This is a genomic window from Ruegeria sp. B10 (genome assembly GCF_056539825.1).
In genome coordinates this window covers 215,783-236,610 of sequence record NZ_JBQFVP010000010.1, presented here as the reverse complement: position 1 = coordinate 236,610, position 20,828 = coordinate 215,783, and the positions used below count along the sequence as shown (strand labels likewise).

Sequence of the window (20,828 nt, the reverse complement as noted above, 5' to 3'; positions counted from 1 at the left end):
GTCGATCAGCGTCGCGCAATTCCCAGCGCCAAGGGTGTGTCAGCGATCCGCAATCAACCCCTTTCCCGTGATGCTTGTCTATGGTTGGTCCACGTTCAAAATCCGCGGGGCATGCACATGTGTTCGGACGAGTAAGGCCGCGGCTACGCCTGCGATTGCGCCGAACAGATGCGCCTCCCACGAGATGCCGGGCTGGCCGGGCAGAACGCCCCAAAGGATTGAACCGTATAGCACCCCAACCACCATAGCCACGGCAAGGGTCACTGGCGACCGATCAACCAATCCGCGCGCGACCAGAAAGCCGAACCACCCAAACACCAGACCGGATGCGCCGATATGGATGGCTGTGTTTCCGAACAGCCAGACCAGCGCTCCGCCCAAAGCGATGATGACGGCGTTCACGACCAACAATGCCCGTGTTGCTGTAGCCGCCAGCAAGGCCCCCATCAGGATCAGCGGAGGCGTGTTAGAAATGAGATGCGGAAAGCTGGCATGCAGAAGTGGCATGCCAAAGATACCGTCCAACCCGGCGATCTGCCTTGGGATCAGCCCGAACGCGAGGTTCAGGCGGTACCCAACCGTCCAATTGAGAACCTGTATCGCCCAAAGCACCGCTATGAAGAGCGCCAGGACCTTGAACCGCGAAAAAACAACACGTTTACCGTTTTTATCAATCATATGAAATAGATAATCGTGGCAGTGACAACGATCAATACGCCTTGCAGGATGGTCGGATCAGAGTGTGGGCGCTGACGCGCTCAGGTGGTAAAGACCTCGAAATGGATCTGGTTTTCCTCGACCCCCAACGCTTCAAGAGCGGACTTCAGGTTGGTCATGAAATCCAAAGGACCGCAGAGCAGATACTGAGCGTTGGGACCGGCATTCAATGCGACCAACGCCTGCGCTGTGATCCGGCCTTTGACGTCAAAATCCTGCCCCGCCACGTCCTGGGCCTTAGGCGCGCTGTAGTAGATCCGTTTCCGTGCGGTCGGGCTGGTGGCAATCAGGTCGTCAACTTCGCCGCGCAACGCGTGAAATCGTCCGTTGCGCGCGGCGTGTATGAACCAGACCGGACGATCAGGGTGCTGTGCCACAGTCTGATGCAGCATTGCGACCATCGGGGTCACGCCAACGCCGGCGCTGATGAGGATAAGGGGGCTGTCACCGGAGGGGACCAGGAAATCTCCGGCCGGCGGTTTGGCCTCGATCACGTCGCCCACTTGCACCTTGTCGTGCAGAAAGCGGGACGCAGCACCATTCGGTTCGCGTTTCACAGTGATCCTGTAGTTGTCCTCGACCGGGTTGCCGGACAGGGTGTATGTCCTCCGCAGCTTGGTGTCATGCGTCGGAACGTTGAGCGTAATCGGCAGGTGCTGCCCCGCCTCAAAGGCGGCAAGTGGCCCCCCATTTGCAGGTCGCAAGTGAAATGAGGTGATCCCCTCGGCCTCGGCAATCTTGTCCGTAACCACCAGCTGCCTCGATGGGGTCGGCTCAGCCGACCATCGCAACGACAGCGCGTTTGGTCGGTCAATCACGGCGTCGACCTGTACGTCGATAATGCGCAGAATGTTGGGGTCACGAGCCTCGGCCGGAGCCCAGTCGATCTCGGCCCGCCCGGATAGATGTAGCAGCCCTCCGGTCGCGAAATCGACGAACAGCAGCCCGATGTGCGGGTTTTCCAACAGGTTACCAATCGTGTTGAAGAAGTTGTTGCCGGAATAGTCGGGAATACGCAGACGGTTTGGGCCGACCACGCGAACAAATCCGGGTGTCCCCCCGCGATGAGAGGCATCAAACCCGTTCGAAGCCGCGTGTTGCGGACCATGCCGACCAGACCCGACGAACAAGGTATCCGAGGCGCTGATACGGGCGATCTGTTCGGGGTTGAGGTGATCCGACACCACCGCCTCTTCCGGTTTATTGCCGGCCACCCGCCGCCAGTCGCGTTCATTGATATACTGAGGGCAGTTGCCGAAGCTCTGGCGGATATCGATTGCAAAACCAGTGTCGGTTGGACGGGTCCGACCGCTGAACCGATTGCGTCTCCGCGTCGCCAGCTCGATGCCGACAACGCCGATATCAGCCCCTTTTCGCAGGCTTTCTGCCAGCGGATCACGCGGGTCGATCACGGTATCAACCGTCAGTCTGCGGGGATCAGGCGAATGAACGAACCTGTCTTCGCCTTCAATGATTGTCGCCCATATGCGGCCTTCTGCATCGCTGGACGCAGCCACCAGAAACGGCTGCGCCTGATAGAAGGCACGATGCTGGTCCGGCAAGTGGTCGCGAATGTACGGAGCGGCCCTGCGGGCCGTATCGCCCGCACCCGCCCGCACCTGCGCCGCCAGTTCGCCCGCGTGAAACGGAGTATCCGTGCCAGACATCGTCTAACCTCCTTGGTGTGTGTTTAAAGGCCCAGATCGCTCAGCCCCGGATGGTCGTCCGGGCGACGGCCCAGAGGCCAGTGGAACTTGCGTTCATCCTCTGTGATCGGCAATTCGTTGATGCTGGCAAAGCGGTTGGCCATGTAGCCGTTTTCGTCGAATTCCCAGTTCTCGTTGCCGTAGGCCCGGAACCAGTGTCCGCTGTCATCACGGTATTCATAGGCGTATCGCACCGCGATGCGGTTGCCGTCATGGGCCCAAAGCTCCTTGATCAGGCGATAGTTCAGTTCCTTGTTCCATTTGCGGGTCAGAAACGCCTCGATCTCGGCGCGGCCAACTGGGAATTCGGCCCGATTGCGCCATTTGCTGTCAGGCGTGTAGGCCAGCGCAACCTTGGCCGGGTTGCGGCCATTCCAGCCGTCTTCGGCCAGACGGACCTTTTCAATCGCGGTTTCGCGGGTGAAGGGCGGCAGAGGGGGACGGGGGGCTTCTTGTGTCATTGCACGTCTCCGATGGGGTGTCTGGCGAAGACGTTCAGGCGACGAGGCCCACGGCGGTGGCTGGCATCGGCTCGAACCCGTCCAGCGCCTCGAACCGAGCGATCCATGCCCGCACATTCGGATAGGGGTCGAGCGAGACGTTCCCCTCAGGCGCGTGGGCCGTGTAGGAGTAGGCGGCCACATCTGCGATGGTCGGTCGGTCGCCAACCAGCCAGTCGCGGCCTTCCAATCCCTTTTCAAGCTTTTGCATCGCCTTGGCTGCGGTTGCGGCGGCAAAATCGACGTCCAGAGGTGCACCAAACACCGCGATCAACCGCGCTGCGGCGGATCCGAACGCGATCTCTCCTGCGGCGAGGGTCAGCCAGCGCTGCACCGCCGCTTCGCCCACCGCATCGGTCGGCATCCAGTCAGGCGCGTATTGCCGGGCCAGGTACACGAGGATCGCGTTGGAATCCGAGACCACAACATCGCCATCCTCAAGCACCGGGACTTGCCCGTTGGGATTCATCGCCAGAAACTCGGGCGATTTGTGTTCGCCTGCGACGAGATCGACGAAAACGGCCTCATGGGCGATACCGGCCAGCTTGGCAAAGACCAGAGCGCGGTGCGCGTGGCCGGATTTCGGGAAGTGGTGGATACGTACTGCGTTCGACATTTGTCAGCTCCTGTCATGCGCGGATTTGCTTCTGCGGCTATAGATACAGCTTGCCATCATGGGCGATAATGCGCAGTTTTGGGGGATCATTAAGCCCTAGGAGGGCGCAATAATATGGACAAGATCGACCGAATGCGCGCCTTTGCGCTGGTGGCGCAGAATGCCTCGTTCACATTGGCGGCCCAGCGGCTTGGGCGGTCGTCTCGTCTGGTCAGCAAATACGTGGCCGATCTGGAGGAGGCGCTGGGCGTTCAGCTTCTGAACCGAACCACCCGCAGCGTATCCCTGACGGATGCGGGGACGACCTACTTGGCGATGTGCGAACCGCTTTTGGACGGGTTTGACGAAATGGAAGAGGCGGTGCGCAATGCGCAGACCTCTTTGCGCGGTGTGATACGGATTTCCGCGCCGACAGGGTTCGGCTCACTACGGCTGGCCCCGTCGCTGGCGGCTTTTGTCGAACAGCACGCTGAGGTCGAGATTGATCTCAACCTTTCAGACCGTCGGGTGTCGATTATCGAAGAAGGTTTGGATTTGGCGATCCGGATCGGGCCGACACGAGACAGTTCCCTCAAGATGCGCCGGTTGGGGCCGATGCCGCTGATTGTGTGTGCGTCTCCGGACTATCTTGAACGTGCAGGTGTGCCCGCGCATCCAAGTGCCCTTGCCACGCATGAGTGCATCCTGGACGGCAACATGAGCGACCCTGCGCTCTGGCGTTTTGATGTCGACGGCAACGAGGTCACGGTGCACGTCAATGGTCGCCTACAGGCCAATGCGCCCGCAGCTTCTGCAAGGTTGGCTGCTGCAGGAGTGGCTGTTGCCAGATGCCCGGCCTACACGGTGGCGGATGCCCTTAGGTCCGGGGAATTGGTCGAGCTGTTCGCCGAATACCGTGTCACACCTTACGTCGTGGCGGCACTTTTCCCGCAAAACCGCAGGCTGACCACGCGGGTCCGCGCGTTGATCGACCATCTGGCAAGCGACGACCTGATCTGCAACGCCGGAGCGTAATGCCTAAAACCTATGACGCTTAGACCCTTGACCAATCCTTGGCCCCTTGTTCTCGTAGGGTTGAGCGCCGGGCGACCCTCACGGAATTCAGTTTTGAGAGGACGCCCGCAGCCTTGGAAGGGATGATATGGCCGAAATCGAACGTTGGCTGAGCAAGCACGGACTGGCCAAATACGCCAGCGCCTTCGCCGACAATGAGATTGAACTGGGTGACCTGACAGAGCTGACCGACGAAGACCTCGTGACCATTGGCCTGCCTCTGGGACCTCGGCGGCGGTTCATGAAGGCGGTGCGCGCAACTACTGACGGCAACGCCCGGCCGCAAAACACGGCACTGGGCGCGTCGATTGTAGCCGAACGCCGTCAGCTGACGGTTATGTTCATTGATCTGGTCGGCTCGACCGAGATTTCGCAGCGGGTCGATCCCGAGGATCTGGCCGAAGTTCTACGGCTGTTCAAAGAGACCTGCGCGGCGTCCGTCGCGGATTTCGACGGTCAGATTGCAAGCTATTACGGCGACGGGATCATGGTGTTCTTCGGGTTTCCGCTGGCCCATGAAGAAGACCCCGAGCGCGCCATTCGCGCCGGCTTGCGCATCATCCGTGAAGTACCCGAGATCCGCACCCACGCAAAGCTACAGGTGCGTATCGGGATTGCCACCGGTCTGGTCGTGGTTGGGGACTTGCGCGGCGAGAAGATGTTCGAAGACGGCACCGCGATGGGTGAGACACCCAATCTGGCCGCTCGTCTTCAGGCGATGGCGGAACCCGGCACCATGATTGTCTCACTTCGGACGCATCAATTGGCGGGTGGGGCCTTCGACTATGTGCTTCAAGGGTCTTTCAAGCTGAAGGGGTTCACGAAAGAAGTCGAGGCGTGGCAAGTGACCGGCGCGCGCGATACGGACAGCCGTTTCAGACGTGTTGAGGGTGCCTCCCTCGGCCCTCTCATTGGTCGCATGACGGAATATGAGACGCTCAGCGACAAGTGGAAGCTGGCCAGTGAGGGCGAAGGTCAAATCGTGCTGGTGTCTGGAGAGCCGGGGATCGGGAAATCGCGACTGATCGAGGAGTTGCGGCAGAAAACCCCTCAAGGCGCGCATGAGCAAATTCGGCTGCAATGTTCTCCGTACCATTTTGCCAGCTCGTTTTATCCGATCATCCGGCGGCTTCACCATGTTGCCGACCTAAGGTCTGAAGACTCGGATGAGGCAAAGCTGGAGAAGATATCGTCGGTTTTGAAAGACCCCTCAGATCAGGTTTTGCGATTGGCTGCGTCCCTATTGTCGGTCCCGTTCGAAGATCGGTTGGGGCCGCTGACCCTGACGCCGCAGCAAATCATGGATCAGACGCATGAGATGTTGCTGAACCATTTGCTGGCCGATGCATCCGATAAGCCGGTTTTGCTATTGTTTGAGGACGCGCACTGGCTAGATCCGACGACAAAGGCGCTGATGGATCGGCTGGTGGACCGTCTCCGAGATCTTCCAGTGATGGTCGTGATGACTTTCCGGCCGGAATTTGACCCAGGTTGGGCGTTGCAATCAAATCTGACCAAAGTGGTTCTCAGGCAGCTTGATTTTCAGGACGTTAAACGCATCGCAAATGAGGTCGCGCAAGGGCAGGACATCCCCGACGCCATGTACGAACTGGTGGCGGCCCGGTCCGATGGCGTACCGCTTTACGTAGAAGAGGTGACGAAGGACCTGCTGGAATCCGGCGATATGCCCGATGCTCCAATCGCCCACGCAAGCGGAGGGGCGTCTGCTGCAAGCTCGGTTCCCAGTGCGCTGCATGATGCGTTGATGGCGCGTTTGGATCGCTTGAGCTCGGCCAAGGAAGTGGCGCAAATCGGGGCTGTGATCGGGCCTCAATTCTCGTACCCGCTTATCTCGAAAGTGTCGCGATTCAGCGATACTGTGCTGCGGTCCGGTTTGGACCTGTTGGTTGAGGCTGGCATCGTCACGACCTCAGGAGATGACGAGTTGCAGACCTTCAGCTATCGCCACGCCCTGATCCGCGACACCGCCTATAACAGCCTTCTGAAAACCGAACGCCGGGTTCTGCACGAACGGGTTGCCAAGACTTTGGACCAGAAAACTTCGGCAGTCGAGGATGCAGGCCCCGAAGTTCTGGCCCATCACTACACCCTTGCAGGTATGGTGGATGAGGCGATCGACTGTCGCTATTTGGCCGGTCAGCGCGCCGTCAAACGCTCGGCCAATACCGAGGCGAATACGCAGCTGTCCCTGGCGCTTGATCTGCTGGGCGACCAAACGACCAGTACTGAACGTGACAAGCGAGAGATTGAGATACAGACCCTGCGCGCAGGGGTTCTGCGCTCGACTGCCGGTATCGCCGCAGATGAGACCGGTTCGACCTATGCCCGGATACGGGACTTGTGTGAACGCATGGATGAGAAAGAGAACCTGTTCCCGGTCCTCAACGGCCTCTATTCCTTTCATCTGGTGCGCGGTGAGTATGATTTGGCGCGGGTCGTGGCGCGGCAACTTCTGGACTTGGCGGACACATCAGGCGAAACGCAACATCAAATGGTGGCCCATCGGGCGATGGGCGCGGTGCTGTTTCATATCGGAGAGCTGGACCCGGCGCACGCGCATCTCGAACTGGCGCTGGCCCTCTATCGCCCCGACCGCGATGCGCATCTGGCCTATGTCTATGGCTCCGACCACGCGGCCATAACTTCTTGCTTCCTGAGCCTCGCCACCTGGATGCGCGGTGAGCCGGACAAGGCGCTGGAAATACAGACTCAGGCGGTCGAGGCTGCCCGCGACCTAGATCATGCCCATAGCGTGGCGCAGGCTCTTACTTACCTTTGCATGCTGCATCTTCTGCGCCGCGATCCAGGCGCTGTGATCCGAGAGATGGAGCAACTGGAAGAGCTGTCGAACAAGCACGCATTCACCTTCATGACCCTGACGGCCAATGTCTGGAGAAGCTGGGTCAAGGCCTACGCATCCCCTGGCCCGGACACCATCAAGGACCTCAAAAGGGCGACGGATGCATGGTGGGCCAGCGGAGCGGGAAATCACAAACCGTTCTTCATGACACTGATTGCCGAAGTCACACTTGCCATGGGCGACCATGAAGGCGCTCTGACCGCATTGGCGGAAGCGCGTGAACATCAGCGTTTGACCAACGAGGGGTGGGCGCAGGCAGAAACTGACCGGGTTTATGCGCTGGCGAAATCCTCGACCAGTCCCGCTGAGGCGGAATTCCGACAAGCTTTGTCCCGCGCACAGAACCAGAAAGCACGGATGTTTGCCCTGCATACGGCGATAGATTTCGCCCGAACCTGCGAGCGGTTTCACTGCGCGGCGAACGCAAACACAGCGCTTCAGGCGGCGGTTGAGGCGATCTCGGGCGGGGACCAAACGGTTGAGATGCGTCTGGCTCGTGAATTGTTGGCCGGGGAGGAAACGGCCTAGGCGCGCATCCGCGTGTGTTCAGGATCATAGGGTGAGGCAGGGATGATCCGCACGTCGACCAAATCCCCGTACATATCGATCCGAACGTTGGTCCCTTCGCCCGCCAACGTGGGATCAATGAACGCGTAGGCCAGGTTTTGCCCGACCCGATGACCCCAATCGCCCGAGGTGACGGTGCCAACCACAGTGTCGCCATGCATCAACGAAGCCCCGCCATGGGCGGGTGCGTGGGTTGCGTCGATCTGCAGCGTCACGAGTTGCTTGCGTTTGCCGCTGGCGCGGCGTTCCAACAGGGCCTCCTTGCCGATGAACTCAGCTTTGTTCAGGTTTACGAACCGATCCAAGCCGGTCTCATATGGGTCAAATTCCGTGAGGATGTCGGATTTCCAATGCAGAAAACCCTTTTCCATCCGCATGGATTCCACCGCGCGCGCTCCAAACAGCTTCATGTCATGGGCCTCACCCGCCGCGCGTAGGGCCAGATAGGCCGCGTAGAGCGAGGCGTTGGGCAAGTGGATTTCATAGGCCAACTCGCCCGAGAAGCTGACACCCATAACCGTTGCAGGGGCATAGCCGATGAAACATTCGCGAACCGAAAGCCACGGGAAGGCCTCTTTCGACCAGTCGCCCCGGGCGCAGGCCGACAGAACATCGCGGGCCTTTGGGCCAGCCAGAACCAGAATGGTCTGGTCATTGGTCAGCGATCGGATCTGAACATCCTCATCCTCGCGAACATGCTGGGTCAGCCAGTCCATGTCGTGATATTCGCTGGCCGCAGCCGAGCCGTACCACACACGCTCTGGCCCCCGATCCGAGGCAGGCAGGTTTGCCACAGTGGCTTCGGCTTTGACCATGCCGTGGTGGTTCAGCAGATAGCCCAGACCCACGCGACCGTCGCGCTTGGTGACCGAGCCGCAGACCATACGATCGAGGAAGCTGTGGCGATCGGTGCCGGTGATCTCGAACCGGTTAAAGCCGTTGACTTCGCACAGGCCAACATTCTCCTGCACATTCTTCACGTCGGCGGCGACGATGTCGAACGCCTCATCGAAGTTGAAGGTGAGCGTCGGGTGAAAATCGGGTGATGGCTTGATGTAGTCCATCCGCTCCCACCCGTTCACGACGGTAAACTCGGCCCCTTCTGCCGCCAGTACGGGCGTCAGCGGGGTCGTCTTGGCCGGGCGTCCGGCGGGGCGATGTTCATGCGGGAAGTGGAACCGGAATTCGTTCTGATAGTCTTCGATAGCCTTCAGAGAGGTCAGTTCCACATTCGTATGACCAGTGAACCGGCGCGGATCGAGGCACCACGTGTCATAGCATGCCTCACCATGCACGATCTGTTGCGCCAGCAGCCAGCCATGGCCACCGCCTTCGCCAAGGCCCGCGCGCAGGCCGATGATGCAGAAGGCGTTGCGCTTGCCGGGGATCGGCCCGACCAGAGGGGCCCCGTCGATGGTATAGGTGATCGGTCCGTTCACGATGGATCGAATGCCTGTTTCTTCCAGAGCAGGCATGCGTTCAAACGCTCCGGCAAGAACGTCCATGACACGTTCCAGATCATCGGGGCAGAGCGCGTTTACAAAGTTTGGATCAATCCCGTCCATGCCCCAGGTTTTGCAGTCCTGCTCATAGAACCCGACCAGTAGCCCGCCCTTTTCCTGCCGGCAGTAATAATCACTGATCGGGCAGCGCAGCAGAGGCATCCGGTGACCGGCTTCGGCAATGCCTAGAATATCTTCGGTCAGGAAATACTGATGCTCCATCGAGGCGACGGGGTGGTGAACCTCCATCATCGCGCCCACTTCGTTCACGCGGTAGCCACAGGCATTGACGACGATATCACAATCGATGTCGCCATGTTCCGTATGCACAGTCCAAGTGTCATCCTTGTGCTGCGTCAGAGCGATGACCGGCGTATTGCGATAGACCTCGGCGCCAGCTTTGCGAGCGTGATAGGCCAGCGCCTGACACAGCTGGGCCGGGTCGATGTCACCGTCCAGAGGGTCCCACAATCCACCCAACAGGTTCGAGGTTGAGATCAAGGGGTGGCGGCGGGCGCATTCCTCGGCGTCGATCACCTCAAAATGCACGCCCATTCCACGCGCCATCGAGGCGAAATGGCGATAGCCCTGCATCTGCGCTTCGGTATTGGCCAGCCGGATGCCGCCATCGGCGTGGTGGTAGTTGATCGGATATTCGGGGTTTTCGGAGAGTTCTTTGTACAGGTTGATCGAATGCGTCTTCAGCCCGACCATGGTCTGGTTCATGCCGAAATTCGTCACCTGCGCTGCCGAATGCCATGTGGTACCGCTGGTCAGCTCGTTCCGCTCGACCAGAACCACATCGCTCCAGCCTTCCTGCGTCAGGTGGTAGAGCGTCGAGCAACCAGCAATGCCGCCGCCGATGACAACAACTTTGGTACGGGATTTCATGGCGGTTGAGCCTCCGGAGTTCGCTTGCCCTGCATACGAAGTCCGTTTGTCACCATGTGCAATTGTAGAGTGATATAATGAGACTTTATCAAAATTAGAAATCTATTTTTTCGAAGTAAAAGAGATGATCTTGCGCCACGGGCAACAATTCCTCTTGCTTCATGTCACAAACACCCTGTTTCAAAGGACTGGGAATGGCTGGACAGCGTAGCAAGCGAGGTGGGCGCGAAGGGCGTCTGGCACAACGAGCAGCCAAGCCCGCGTTTGATCCATGCCCGCCGGGTCAGATCGGCGGGATGTATAAGCCGCTCAGCGAAGCCGACCTGCGCCGCATCTATGATACTGCCCTCGACTTGCTTGAGAAACTGGGTATCGGAGAGGTGCCGGACAGATTGCGAAACGATCTGTTGGCCGTGGGAGCCGTAGACAACGGCAAGGGGCGCGTTCTGTTCCCGCCCGAGCTTGTCGAAGAGGCGATTGATCAAGCCGCAAAGACTTTCACCTTACATGGCCGCGATCCCAAGAGGTCGATCGAAGTTGGTGGCAATAAAGTGTATTTCGGAACCGGTGGGGCCGCGGTGCAGACGCTTGATATGGAAAGTGCTCTCTATCGGCCTTCGACTCTGAAGGACCTGCATGACTTTACACGGCTACAGGACACGTTGGCCAATATCAGCTGGTTTACACGTTGCTGCGTGGCGACCGATGTGCCGGACAATTTCGATCTGGATGTGAACACCGTTTTCGCGCTGCTCAAGAACACCACCAAACCGACGGCGACGTCGTTCACGCTGGCCGAATATGTCGCTCCGATTGTCAAGATGTTGGACATCGCCGCAGGAGGGCCCGGAGAATTTGCCAAACGCCCGTTCATGAAGGCTCATATCAGCCCGATGATATCGCCCATGCGTTATGGCGAAGATGCGGTGGATGTCACCTACGCATGCATCAAACACAACATTCCGATCTCGTGCATCACGGCGGCGCAGGCCGGAGCAACGGCGCCTGCGACCTTGGCGGGGTTTCTGGCGCAATCTCTGGCGGAAACCTTGGCAGCTCTATTGATGGTCCACGCAATCCAGCGCGGGTTTCCAATGGTTTTTTCGAACTGGCCTTTGGTCATTGACCTGCGCACCGGGGCATTTTCCGGTGGTAGCGGAGAGACCGCGGTGTTGAATGCCGCGTCGGCGCAGCTGTCCAATTGGCTTGGTTTGCCGTCTGGCGTGGCCTGTTCGATGACCGACGCCAAGGCAATAGATGCGCAATATGGGATGGAGAAAGGCATAACCTCCATGGCTTCGGCTTTGGCGGGAGGGAACCTGATCTACGAAAGCTCGGGCATGACTGCATCGTTGTTGGGGGCCAGTTTCGAGGCTTTCGTGCTGGATGATGAGATGCACTCCAACACCTATCGCGCCTTGCGCGGGGTCGAGGTGACGGACGAGAACCTCGGGTTCGATGCGATTTGCGATGCCGTTCTGGGCGATGGGCACTTCTTGGGGGGCCAGCATACTCATGCGGCGATGGAGCGGGACTACTTCTACCCCACACTTGCTGATCGAGCTGAGCCGCGCACATGGGCAGAAAATGGCGCTCAAGATGCATGGGGTAGGGCAAAGGCCCTCGCGGGCGAGATTCTTCGCGACCACAAGCCTTCTTACCTGACGCCCGAACAGGAGGAGGCTATCCGGTCTCGGTTCAATATTCTGATCTGATCATTCCACCAGTTTGAAGCTATCCGCCAGCCACGGAGTTTTCTCATATTGCGCAGTCAAAGCGTGATCTCGGATCAGCGCGCGCAGCTTGCCATCTATCAGGTCCAACACGGACCGCGAACAATCGGGTGTAGAGACAATCGCAAGCGTGCGGGCAAAGCTCTTGCCTGGAAACTTGTGCATGCTGAGATTTGGGTGAAACCTTTTGGCACGCGAGAACAGCAAAGGGGTGGTGATGGTCCAGCCCGCACCGGCAGCGACCATCGCCATTAAAGTCTGGTTGTTGCTGCATTCGAAATTGGACTGCGGTGAAAGCCCCAGCCGTCGCATTTGGGACTCGATCTGCCGGGCGATGATCAGATTGCTGGAAAACCGCAAGAACGGAAGTTTGGTGCGCCCTTCGACAACGTCGGAAAGGGATTTCTCGCTGAACCGAGGGAGGACCACCACAAACGGGTCTCGTAACAACGGGCGATCCTGTAGGTCCCGTAGCCGTTCCTCAGGGGTGGTCGTGATCCCCAGATCAAGATGCCGGTTGCGCAGCATCTCGACAATCGCGTGGCTGGAATCGGTGTGGTACATGAAATCGCAGCTCGGCATATGGCCCGAAAGAAAGACGGCGAGTTCTGGGATGATATCGCTGTCGAAATCCTCGATCGTGCCGATCCTGAGGTAACTCGCTTCGGCAATATTCCCGGCGGATGCTTCGGCCTTGGCCTTGCGGATGGCATAGAGCGCATCGCTGATATTGCGCAGAAAGACCTGCCCTTTTGGCGTCAGAACCATCGGCCTGCGCGAGTGGTTGAACAGCTCGACCCCAAGGTGGTCTTCGAGATTGCGCAAGTGATGCGAGACAGTGCTGATGGTCAGGCCGGTCTCTTCAGCTGCGGCCTGAAGCGATCCTTTCTGGGCGCAGATCTGAAACAACTCCAAGCCTTTAAGGTTCAGGTCTTTGGAGGCTAAATGGCGGGACATGTTTCCTCGGCGCGAACTAGGCGTGAATTAGCTACAATGATTTGAAATTATTGTTGGTAAATAATCAAATCAACGAAAAGCCGCACCTACTAACCGGTACGCTACAATCTTCTCGTGTTGCAGATGACACAACAGCGTGAAGATGCGGTATTCCTTTTTTCTTTCGCCCTATCGTTCTTTATTCGTACCCAAGCAAAATGGCACGATCCTGCGGATGTCGTGCAAATAGGTAGTGAGGCAACTCAAGTTGGAAAACGGCCTTCTCTTTTCGATTCTGTCCGATGCCACAGCATGTGAAAGCTGCGTCTCCGTGCCAATTGTCCGCAGCCCGGAGGCCAACCATGCTTGATGCTCGCATCCGCCCTCTGATCGATCCGCCGCTGAACGCGATTGGGCGGGGTTTGGCGGCGCGTGGTGTTTCGGCTGACCTTGTGACTCTGGCAGGTCTTGGGTTCGGCTTTTTGGCAGCAGGGGCGATCGTATTGGGATTGCAGGCTCTGGCCGTCCTGTTCATCCTGCTGTCGCGTCTGGCGGATGGCCTGGATGGGGCAATCGCGCGCGCTGGGCGTAAGACAGACTTTGGCGGCTATCTCGATATCACCTGTGACTTTTTGTTCTACGGTGCGATCCCCATGGCTTTTGTCTGGGCGGACCCGTCGGCAAATGCCCTGGCCGGAGCGTGGTTGCTGGTCAGCTTCTACTTCAACGGCGCGACCTTCCTGGGCTATGCGATCCTCGCCGAAAAACGTGGGCTGGAGTCGCAGAAATATGGTGCCAAGTCACTGTATTTCACCGGCGGTCTTCTGGAAGGCACTGAAACCATTGCCTTCTTCATCGCAATTTGCCTGCTGCCTAAATGGTTCGACCCGATGGCATGGGCGTTTGGCGCGGTTTGCTTTGTCACCGCCATTTCGCGCATCCTGTTGGCGCGGCAGGTCTTCACTCACTCGGAATAAACGCAAGGAAAACCCATGAAATATCTATTTGCTGCCCTCTGCGCGGCGCTGGCCGGAACAGCATGGGCTGAACCTGATCCCGCAAACTGGCAGGACGTTCTGGATAAGGCCAACGGCCAGACCGTCTATTGGAACGCATGGGGCGGCTCGACCACGATCAACGATTTCATCAAATGGGTCGGAATCCGCGTCGAAGAGGAACATGGCGTCAAGCTCGAGCATGTGAAACTCACCGATACGGCCGACGCGGTCAGCCGGGTGATTGCCGAGAAGTCCGCCGGTCAGGACACGGACGGTGCGATTGATCTGATCTGGATTAACGGAGCCAATTTCAGTGCCATGAAAGAGGCCGATCTTTTGTTCGGCCCCTTTGCTGAGGCTCTGCCCAACTGGCGGTTCGTAGACGTGGACGGCAAGACTGTCACTACCGATTTCACCGTCCCGACCGAAGGGTTCGAAAGCCCTTGGGCCATGGCGCAGGTCGTGTTCATCTATGATAGCGAGGTTCTGCCCGAACCTCCCAAATCCGCCGAGGCAATACGCGAATGGGCGGCTGCGAACCCGGGTCGGTTCACGTTCCCTCAGCCCCCGGACTTTCTGGGAACGACCTTCCTGAAACAGATGCTGATCGAATTGGTCGAGGACCCGGCTATCCTGCAGCAGCCCGCCGGCGACGACTATGCGCAGGTGACGGCACCATTGTGGGACTGGCTGCAGGATGTAACTCCGGACCTCTGGCGTGCAGGTCGCGCCTATCCGCAAACCGGGCCAAGCCAACTGCAGCTGATCAATGATGGAGAGGTCGACATGGCGATCAGTTTCTCTCCGGGTGAGGCGACAACGGCCATTGCCAACCAGCAGCTGCCGGAAAGCGCGCGGACTTTCGTTCTGGAGGACGGAACACTGGGCAATGCCAGCTTTGTTGCGATCCCCTACAATGCCTCGGCCAAGGCGGGTGCCATGGTCGTTGCAGATTTCCTAATGAGCCCCGAGGCGCAGCTGCGCGCGCAGGACCCAGATCTGTTGGGTTTTAGCACCGTGCTGGACATGGCCGCCCTTTCGGCGGAGGACCGCGCAGGCTTCGACGCTTTGGAGCTGGGCGCGGCAACCTTGTCGCCCGCTGAGCTTGGCCAAGCCCTGCCGGAGCCGCATCCCAGCTGGATGACCCGGATCGAAGCGGATTGGGCCGAGCGTTACGGCGTTGGCAACTGATCGCAGCCCCGGCAAACGATGGGAGCTGGCACCGACGCTGACGATAGCATTGCTGCTGGGTCCCATCGCAGCTGGGCTTTTGGGAACGATCCTCCCGGCCTTCGGAGGCATGCGCCCGGACGGGCAAAACGGGTTTTCATTTTATCCGTGGACGCGCCTCTGGGCCGAGCCGGGCGTGGGCAAAGCCCTCTGGCTGTCGTTCAAAACCGGTTTCCTTTCGACACTTGGGGCGCTGATCGGGTGTTTTCTGCTGATCGCAGGTTGGCAGGGCACACGCGTGTTTTCGCGGCTTGAGACGCTGCTGTCGCCCCTTTTGTCAGTCCCCCATGCGGCGGCCGCGCTGGGGCTGGCGTTCCTGATTGCACCATCGGGGTGGATTGCGCGGTTGATCTCGCCCGGTTTGACGGGATGGACCCGCCCTCCGGACGTGTTGATCCTGCAAGACCCCGGAGGGTGGTCATTGATTGCGGGGCTATTGATCAAAGAGCTGCCCTTCCTGCTGTTGATGTCACTGGCCGCGCTGCCCCAGATCAAATCGGCCGAGCGGTTGCGCGTGACGCAAGTGCTGGGCTACGGCAGGGTCCGAGGGTGGTTCTTGGCCGTGATGCCCGCGCTCTACACGCAGATCCGGCTGCCGATCTATGCGGTCCTGGCCTATGCGATGTCGAATGTGGATGTCGCGATGGTTCTGGGGCCGTCGCGCCCGCCGACGCTGTCCATGTTCATCCTGCGCTGGATGACGGACCCCGATCTGGCCCTGCGCGCGCCCGCTGCTGCGGCTGCGTTGGTTCAATTGGGGCTGGTGGCCGCAGCCATCATGGTCTGGCGGGGGGGTGAAAGGGCCGTTGCTGCGCTGATCAACCGTGGCGTTGAAAGCGGAACGCGCGGCATGGGCTTGCGCGACACGGCCCTCAGAACCCTTGGCCTCGTGGTGTCACTCACGGCGGGAATCGCGGTGTTCGGCGGGCTGATCAGCCAGTTTATCTGGTCTTTCGCCGGGCGTTGGAGGTTTCCCGACGCGCTACCGAGCAGCTTCAGTCTGATTTCCTGGGAGCGCCACGGCCCGGACGCGGTTGAGGTTACCCTGGTCACCTTGGCACTAGCCTTTGCCACCGCACTGATCGCTTTGGTTCTGGTGATCGGCTGCCTGAACGCGGAGCTCCGCGCCGGGCGTGCAATGAACAGGACCGGGATAGTTATTTTGTACCTGCCACTCATCCTGCCTCAGATCGCTTTCCTGCCGGGCCTGCAGATCCTGACGATCCAGATCGGAGCGGCACAGGGCATCCTTCCCGTGATCCTGACCCACCTGGTCTTCGTTCTGCCCTACGTTTTTCTGGCCTTGGCTGGCCCTTACCGCGCACTCGACCGCCGCTATGCCACGATAGGCGCCGCTATGGGGCTGGGATCGGTCGGAGTGCTTTGGCGTATCCGGCTGCCAATGTTGCTGGCTCCGATCTTGACCGCGCTTGCGGTGGGGATGGCGGTGTCAGTCGGCCAATATCTGGCAACCCTTCTGGCCTCGGGCGGGCGGCTGAACACGTTGACGACCGAGGCACTGGCCCTGTTTTCAGGCGGTGATCGCCGTGCGATAGGGGTCTGGACCATCGCGCTGGCGTTCACGGCATGGCTGCCGTTTCTGCTGGCCTTGATGATCCCCAGACTTGTCTATCGCAACAAAAGCGGACTGCGCCATGATTGAAACCGGCCTCTCACTGGATCAGCTTTCGATCTCTCACGCCGATGGCAGAGGGCTGGTGCAGCTATCGGCTGACATCGCGCCCGGAGAGGTTCTAAGCCTGATGGGGCCGTCCGGGGTTGGAAAATCTACTATACTTGCGGCAATCACCGGAACGTTGTCGCCCGCCTTTCGTCTTGAGGGGCGCATCACGTTGAACGGGCGGGTTCTGAGTGCCCTGCCGCCTCAGAAACGGCGCGTTGGGATCCTGTTTCAGGACCACCTTTTGTTCCCACACCTGTCTGTTGGTCAGAACGTCGGCTTTGGCCTGCCGCCCCGCACCCCGGATCGGACCGCGCGCATTCAAGCCGCCCTGTCCGAGATCGGGTTGGACGGGTTTGAAGCCCGCGATCCCGAGACTCTGTCCGGAGGCCAGCGCGCCCGAGTCGCCCTGATGCGGATGCTTCTGGCGGAGCCCGATGCGTTGCTTTTGGATGAGCCTTTCTCGCGCCTCGATGTCGGCCTCAGGGACAGAATGCGGGACCTCGTCTTTACCCGAGCCCGCGCGGCAAGGCTGCCGGTTTTGTTGGTGACGCATGACATCGCCGATGCCGATGCCGCAGGAGGCAGTGTTGTGACTCTGCCTGAAAAGCGGTGTTCGTCGAGATGATCAGCTTTGCCTAGTTCGTCAATCCGGACAGGTACTTGATCGCCGTCAGGCTGGGCAGGAAAGTGTACGCGCCGCCGCGTGTGTGTATCAGGCGGGGAAAGCCGTGCAGGCGGATCGTGTCGCCATCCGGCAGGCTGAGGTCGAACCAGCTGGTTTCCGGCGTGTTCGCCCCCAGCAGAGGGTCATTGGCCCCTGTGATTGTCGGGTCGTGCAGGCCGAGGTTGATCCAGTCGCACATCACCGCTTCAAACTGTGCGCCGATATTGGCGCCGATGAAGCTGCCTAGCAGGCCGCGCTCAGCCGTGTCGGGGTTTTGGGGGTCGAAGTCTGGACCGTAGGACATGCCGCGCCGCACCAGTCGTCGCGTATAATTGGCGATGCGCTGTACGATTCGACCGCCGCGCGGGTTGCCCCGTCGCAAATGTGACCCGGCAGGACAGCGGGAATGGGCGTTGTAGTTGAAATTCGTCAGCGAGACCTCATGCTCGGGCCATTGCGCGTCTGGTGACAGCTCGTATGGAACGCCGTTACGCCAGCGCCCGCACATCTGGGCCGCGACGACTTCGCGCAACGCGCCGTGGATGTCCAAGCCTTCGCCGATGCGATCCAGATTGTTCGGGTCGACCAGTTTGTCGCGATCCGGGTGATCCATCAGATCATCGGCGGCTTTGTCCAGATAGGCCTCGAAACCGGCCGCATCCTGCGCCAGAACACGGAACGCATTGAACGACCCGTTGAACCCAAGCGCATTGGGCGAGGGGACGCGGAACACCACGCCCTCCTGCCGTGTGGGATAACCCAGAAGGGCTGTGCCCAACGGGTCGATCGGTTCATCGACACCGGCTTGCTCGGGGTCATAGACCTGCTCGAACCGGGGCTGGGAAATGCCGTCGACATAGCCGAAAAACACCTTGCTATCGGCCAGATTGCGACCGTCGCGTTTGCCCAGAATAGTGAAGGCCGCGCCAACCTGTTCCTCGACCAGGTCGAGGTGATCCTGAACGTCGGAATAGACCGACGCCATGATGTGAACCCGGTCGGGCTGATCAAACGGAGCAGGCCAGTGATCCGGCGCGCTGGTGCCGAAATCGCCCAGTTTCATCGCGCGTTTCGTCATGCCCTGCACGAATTCGCTGGGGAAGGTCTTCAGATCCTCGGGTGCGGTGCCAAGGGCGCGTAGCCCAGCATACGTGAGGCCAACGTTAAAACAGAAGGGCGGTTTAACCTCCCACAACACACCTCGGGTGATTTCGGGGACGGTGTCACTGCCGCCATCGACAGCGGTTGCCAGAAACTGGCGTGCCGCGGCGCGGTCGGTGACTTCAAGAAACAGATGGCGCACCAGATCGCGGCGATAACCGCGCAGGATATTGCCCTGAATGTCGGCGAGATCGAGTTTTGTAGTCACCAGCCTTGTCCAAATTTTTGACGCACTTGCGCGGCGGAAACGCCCGGATAGGCGCGATAACCGCCCCCCAGCGACAGGTTAGGGTTCGCGTAGAGTTGCAGAACAAACGCACGCGGGAGGGTTTCCAGCCGATGCGGCGGCTGGTTCGGAGGCAGCCCTTTGGCCTCATCCTGCAGGTCGAACAGGTCGGTCGGGAAATCGGGCGCCTGAAACAGGTCGTGCTCATGGACCCAGTCGATGAACTCTTCGACGTTGTGCTCGGTCGGGATTAGGTGTTCCGCCCCGTCCACAAGCGAGATGACGTCGTTGAACACACTGCCGATGGTGGTGATGAAATCCCGAATGTAATTGCTGAAATCGCCGTCATAGACCGAAATCATGCAGATCTTGTCGTCGATCAGCAGAAACCGGGCGAAATGCACCGTTCCGACATTGTCGAGCCCTGCAAAGATCTCTTCGACATTTTGCGCGATGGCCAGAGCAGCATGGGCACGTCCAGCGGGCGAGGGGTCTTTCAGCGGCATGATCAGGTTCATCATACGCTGCACGTTCTCGCTGGGTTGCGGTGAGGGACGCGGGCCACCGGGCAGTTTCGGCTTGGGATCGCGCCAGTGCCAATAGGGCACAACGATGTAGCGCGACAGGAACTTGAACCATCCCCGATCCGGCAGGGTGTTGACGTAGCGGTTGAACCAGCTGTTCTGACGAGTCATGACCTTACCCCTTCGAGAACGGGCAAGGGGACCCGCCGCGCCAAGCGCTTGAGATTTTGTACGAGTCGATGCGCATTTTCAGCACCGGATCATCCGAAGCCTCGATGCCGGTGGTCAGCAAACCGGGATTGAAGCTGAGCTTCTCAGACTGTTCTATCTGATCTTCAGGCACGGCGTTCAGCGTGAGAACGCCCATCATGATCCGCTTGCGATGGGGCGGCCAGGGGCGCGAGGAGTTGTTGAAATCGTCTCCGACCTCACCGATTGTCATCATCAGCGAGAACCGCGCAGGTTCCTTGGCAAGACGTTCCCTGAGTTCGGCCTGCAGATAGTCATCCACGGGGGTCTCATCCGGGTCGGTGTTCAGCACGCCTGCGATGGGTTGCCACGAAAACCGCACCCAGCGGCGTACGCCCTCCGCTCCGGTCACGATGAATGTATGGCAGGCGTGATAGGCCGCCCGCGCATAGCTGGTCGGCGCTCCGATCTGGGCGGCCTGCAATACACCAAGCTGAGAATAGGCGTTTCGGTCGGCAAACCCGATGGCACCTTCGTCCGGGCTGATCGTCTCGCCCGGATAGGGGTCGCGTTCAGGCAGCATCAGCTGAAGGTAGCTCCAGATTTTCTGCCAGGGGGTCTGGCCGTTGTAGAGCTTGGGTTTGGCGGCCTCGGCGAAATCCAGAAACGTCTCGGGCGTCGGCGTGAAGAATTCGGGCAGATTCATCGCGATCAGGTCGGTATCGGACCCGTCCGACAGGTGAAACCGCACCGCCAGCCCCCGGACATCGGACCAGCCGTCATGCACCACGGCGCAGCCCGATCCGTTCGAAAACCGAACAATCACATCCGTCTTTTCATTGGTGAAGTGATCCGCGGCGCAGAAATTCCGGGCGATGGGTGTGGGCTTGAAATAGCCGGTCGCACTGATCCCGATTGTGTGAACGGGGCGCAGGGCCAGATCACCATCAGGACGATGCAGAACTTCTACCAGCTTCTCGGCAAGGCCGGGATCGCTCATGACTGGACCACCTGTTAACTGAAGTTACCCCAAAAATGTGGCGTTAACCA

16 protein-coding genes are annotated in these 20,828 nt (G+C 59.6%); 7 read left to right on the top strand and 9 right to left on the bottom strand.

The window, feature by feature from the left end:
• Positions 1-78: 78 nt before the first annotated feature.
• The 4 genes from ACR0J4_RS15620 to ACR0J4_RS15605 all read right to left on the bottom strand — a co-directional run bounded on the left by ACR0J4_RS15620 (position 79) and on the right by ACR0J4_RS15605 (position 3,539).
• A complete protein-coding gene (locus ACR0J4_RS15620; RefSeq protein WP_170554824.1) occupies positions 79-678 on the bottom strand; it encodes a rhomboid family intramembrane serine protease in 600 nt (199 codons plus the stop codon).
• A gap of 80 nt (positions 679-758) precedes the next feature.
• Positions 759-2,384: an FAD-binding oxidoreductase gene (locus ACR0J4_RS15615; protein WP_170641080.1), complete on the bottom strand. Its 1,626-nt coding sequence runs from the start codon at positions 2,382-2,384 to the stop codon at positions 759-761.
• A 23-nt stretch (positions 2,385-2,407) separates the two neighbouring features.
• A complete protein-coding gene (locus ACR0J4_RS15610; protein ID WP_170641082.1) occupies positions 2,408-2,884 on the bottom strand; it encodes a nuclear transport factor 2 family protein in 477 nt (158 codons plus the stop codon).
• 34 nt (positions 2,885-2,918) lie between these two features.
• Positions 2,919-3,539, bottom strand: a complete 621-nt coding sequence (locus ACR0J4_RS15605; protein WP_170641084.1) for a glutathione S-transferase — start codon at positions 3,537-3,539, stop codon at positions 2,919-2,921.
• A gap of 114 nt (positions 3,540-3,653) precedes the next feature.
• On the opposite strand from ACR0J4_RS15605, the gene ACR0J4_RS15600 reads away from it, so the two are divergent.
• Positions 3,654-4,553: a LysR family transcriptional regulator gene (locus tag ACR0J4_RS15600; RefSeq protein ID WP_170554832.1), complete on the top strand. Its 900-nt coding sequence runs from the start codon at positions 3,654-3,656 to the stop codon at positions 4,551-4,553.
• A 127-nt stretch (positions 4,554-4,680) separates the two neighbouring features.
• Positions 4,681-8,001, top strand: a complete 3,321-nt coding sequence (locus tag ACR0J4_RS15595) for an AAA family ATPase (protein ID WP_170641085.1) — start codon at positions 4,681-4,683, stop codon at positions 7,999-8,001.
• Here the strand turns inward: ACR0J4_RS15595 and ACR0J4_RS15590 are convergent.
• Positions 7,998-10,433 (bottom strand): GcvT family protein, encoded by a 2,436-nt coding sequence (locus ACR0J4_RS15590; protein WP_170641087.1) that lies wholly within the window; start codon positions 10,431-10,433, stop codon positions 7,998-8,000. The genes ACR0J4_RS15595 and ACR0J4_RS15590 overlap by 4 nt on opposite strands.
• Before the next feature lie 194 nt (positions 10,434-10,627).
• Here ACR0J4_RS15590 and ACR0J4_RS15585 point away from each other — a divergent pair, with 194 nt between their 5' ends.
• Entirely contained in the window at positions 10,628-12,148 is a 1,521-nt protein-coding gene (locus ACR0J4_RS15585; RefSeq protein WP_170641089.1) for a trimethylamine methyltransferase family protein, read from the top strand.
• On the opposite strand, the gene ACR0J4_RS15580 is transcribed toward ACR0J4_RS15585, so the two are convergent.
• Positions 12,149-13,123 (bottom strand): LysR family transcriptional regulator, encoded by a 975-nt coding sequence (locus ACR0J4_RS15580; protein WP_170641091.1) that lies wholly within the window; start codon positions 13,121-13,123, stop codon positions 12,149-12,151.
• 341 nt (positions 13,124-13,464) lie between these two features.
• Between ACR0J4_RS15580 and ACR0J4_RS15575 the strand changes: the two genes are divergently transcribed.
• Genes ACR0J4_RS15575 through ACR0J4_RS15560 form a run of 4 tightly spaced genes read left to right on the top strand, consistent with a single transcriptional unit; the run spans position 13,465 to position 17,639 of the window.
• Positions 13,465-14,079, top strand: a complete 615-nt coding sequence (locus ACR0J4_RS15575) for a CDP-alcohol phosphatidyltransferase family protein (protein WP_170641093.1) — start codon at positions 13,465-13,467, stop codon at positions 14,077-14,079.
• Positions 14,080-14,094: 15 nt separating this feature from the next.
• The gene (locus ACR0J4_RS15570; protein ID WP_170641094.1) at positions 14,095-15,291 is read left to right on the top strand and encodes an ABC transporter substrate-binding protein; all 1,197 of its coding nucleotides are present in this window, start codon (positions 14,095-14,097) and stop codon (positions 15,289-15,291) included.
• Positions 15,281-16,993: an ABC transporter permease gene (locus tag ACR0J4_RS15565; protein WP_480668723.1), complete on the top strand. Its 1,713-nt coding sequence runs from the start codon at positions 15,281-15,283 to the stop codon at positions 16,991-16,993. The genes ACR0J4_RS15570 and ACR0J4_RS15565 overlap by 11 nt, the downstream gene beginning before the upstream one ends.
• Positions 16,989-17,639, top strand: a complete 651-nt coding sequence (locus ACR0J4_RS15560; protein WP_170472646.1) for an ATP-binding cassette domain-containing protein — start codon at positions 16,989-16,991, stop codon at positions 17,637-17,639. The genes ACR0J4_RS15565 and ACR0J4_RS15560 overlap by 5 nt, the downstream gene beginning before the upstream one ends.
• 10 nt (positions 17,640-17,649) lie before the next feature.
• On the opposite strand, the gene ACR0J4_RS15555 is transcribed toward ACR0J4_RS15560, so the two are convergent.
• The 3 genes from ACR0J4_RS15555 to ACR0J4_RS15545 are packed head-to-tail and all read right to left on the bottom strand — an operon-like array spanning position 17,650 to position 20,778.
• Entirely contained in the window at positions 17,650-19,047 is a 1,398-nt protein-coding gene (locus tag ACR0J4_RS15555; RefSeq protein ID WP_170472334.1) for a Dyp-type peroxidase, read from the bottom strand.
• Positions 19,044-19,760 carry a hypothetical protein gene (locus ACR0J4_RS15550; protein WP_170641096.1) on the bottom strand — a complete coding sequence of 239 codons (717 nt, stop codon included), beginning with the start codon at positions 19,758-19,760 and terminating at the stop codon, positions 19,044-19,046. The genes ACR0J4_RS15555 and ACR0J4_RS15550 overlap by 4 nt, the downstream gene beginning before the upstream one ends.
• Positions 19,761-19,764: 4 nt before the next feature.
• Positions 19,765-20,778 (bottom strand): catalase, encoded by a 1,014-nt coding sequence (locus ACR0J4_RS15545; RefSeq protein WP_170554847.1) that lies wholly within the window; start codon positions 20,776-20,778, stop codon positions 19,765-19,767.
• Between the last annotated feature and the right edge of the window lie 50 nt (positions 20,779-20,828).

Excerpts from the sequence above, each read along its gene's own strand:
- ACR0J4_RS15595 (WP_170641085.1), top strand. The coding sequence starts at position 4,681 with ATGGCCGAAATCGAACGTTGGCTGAGCAAGCACGGACTGGCCAAATAC.
- ACR0J4_RS15545 (WP_170554847.1), bottom strand. The coding sequence starts at position 20,778 with ATGAGCGATCCCGGCCTTGCCGAGAAGCTGGTAGAAGTTCTGCATCGT.
- ACR0J4_RS15580 (WP_170641091.1), bottom strand. The coding sequence starts at position 13,123 with ATGTCCCGCCATTTAGCCTCCAAAGACCTGAACCTTAAAGGCTTGGAG.
- ACR0J4_RS15610 (WP_170641082.1), bottom strand. The coding sequence starts at position 2,884 with ATGACACAAGAAGCCCCCCGTCCCCCTCTGCCGCCCTTCACCCGCGAA.
- ACR0J4_RS15605 (WP_170641084.1), bottom strand. The coding sequence starts at position 3,539 with ATGTCGAACGCAGTACGTATCCACCACTTCCCGAAATCCGGCCACGCG.
- ACR0J4_RS15585 (WP_170641089.1), top strand. The coding sequence starts at position 10,628 with ATGGCTGGACAGCGTAGCAAGCGAGGTGGGCGCGAAGGGCGTCTGGCA.
- ACR0J4_RS15570 (WP_170641094.1), top strand. The coding sequence starts at position 14,095 with ATGAAATATCTATTTGCTGCCCTCTGCGCGGCGCTGGCCGGAACAGCA.
- ACR0J4_RS15600 (WP_170554832.1), top strand. The coding sequence starts at position 3,654 with ATGGACAAGATCGACCGAATGCGCGCCTTTGCGCTGGTGGCGCAGAAT.
- ACR0J4_RS15620 (WP_170554824.1), bottom strand. The coding sequence starts at position 678 with ATGATTGATAAAAACGGTAAACGTGTTGTTTTTTCGCGGTTCAAGGTC.
- ACR0J4_RS15590 (WP_170641087.1), bottom strand. The coding sequence starts at position 10,433 with ATGAAATCCCGTACCAAAGTTGTTGTCATCGGCGGCGGCATTGCTGGT.
- ACR0J4_RS15575 (WP_170641093.1), top strand. The coding sequence starts at position 13,465 with ATGCTTGATGCTCGCATCCGCCCTCTGATCGATCCGCCGCTGAACGCG.
- ACR0J4_RS15550 (WP_170641096.1), bottom strand. The coding sequence starts at position 19,760 with ATGACTCGTCAGAACAGCTGGTTCAACCGCTACGTCAACACCCTGCCG.
- ACR0J4_RS15615 (WP_170641080.1), bottom strand. The coding sequence starts at position 2,384 with ATGTCTGGCACGGATACTCCGTTTCACGCGGGCGAACTGGCGGCGCAG.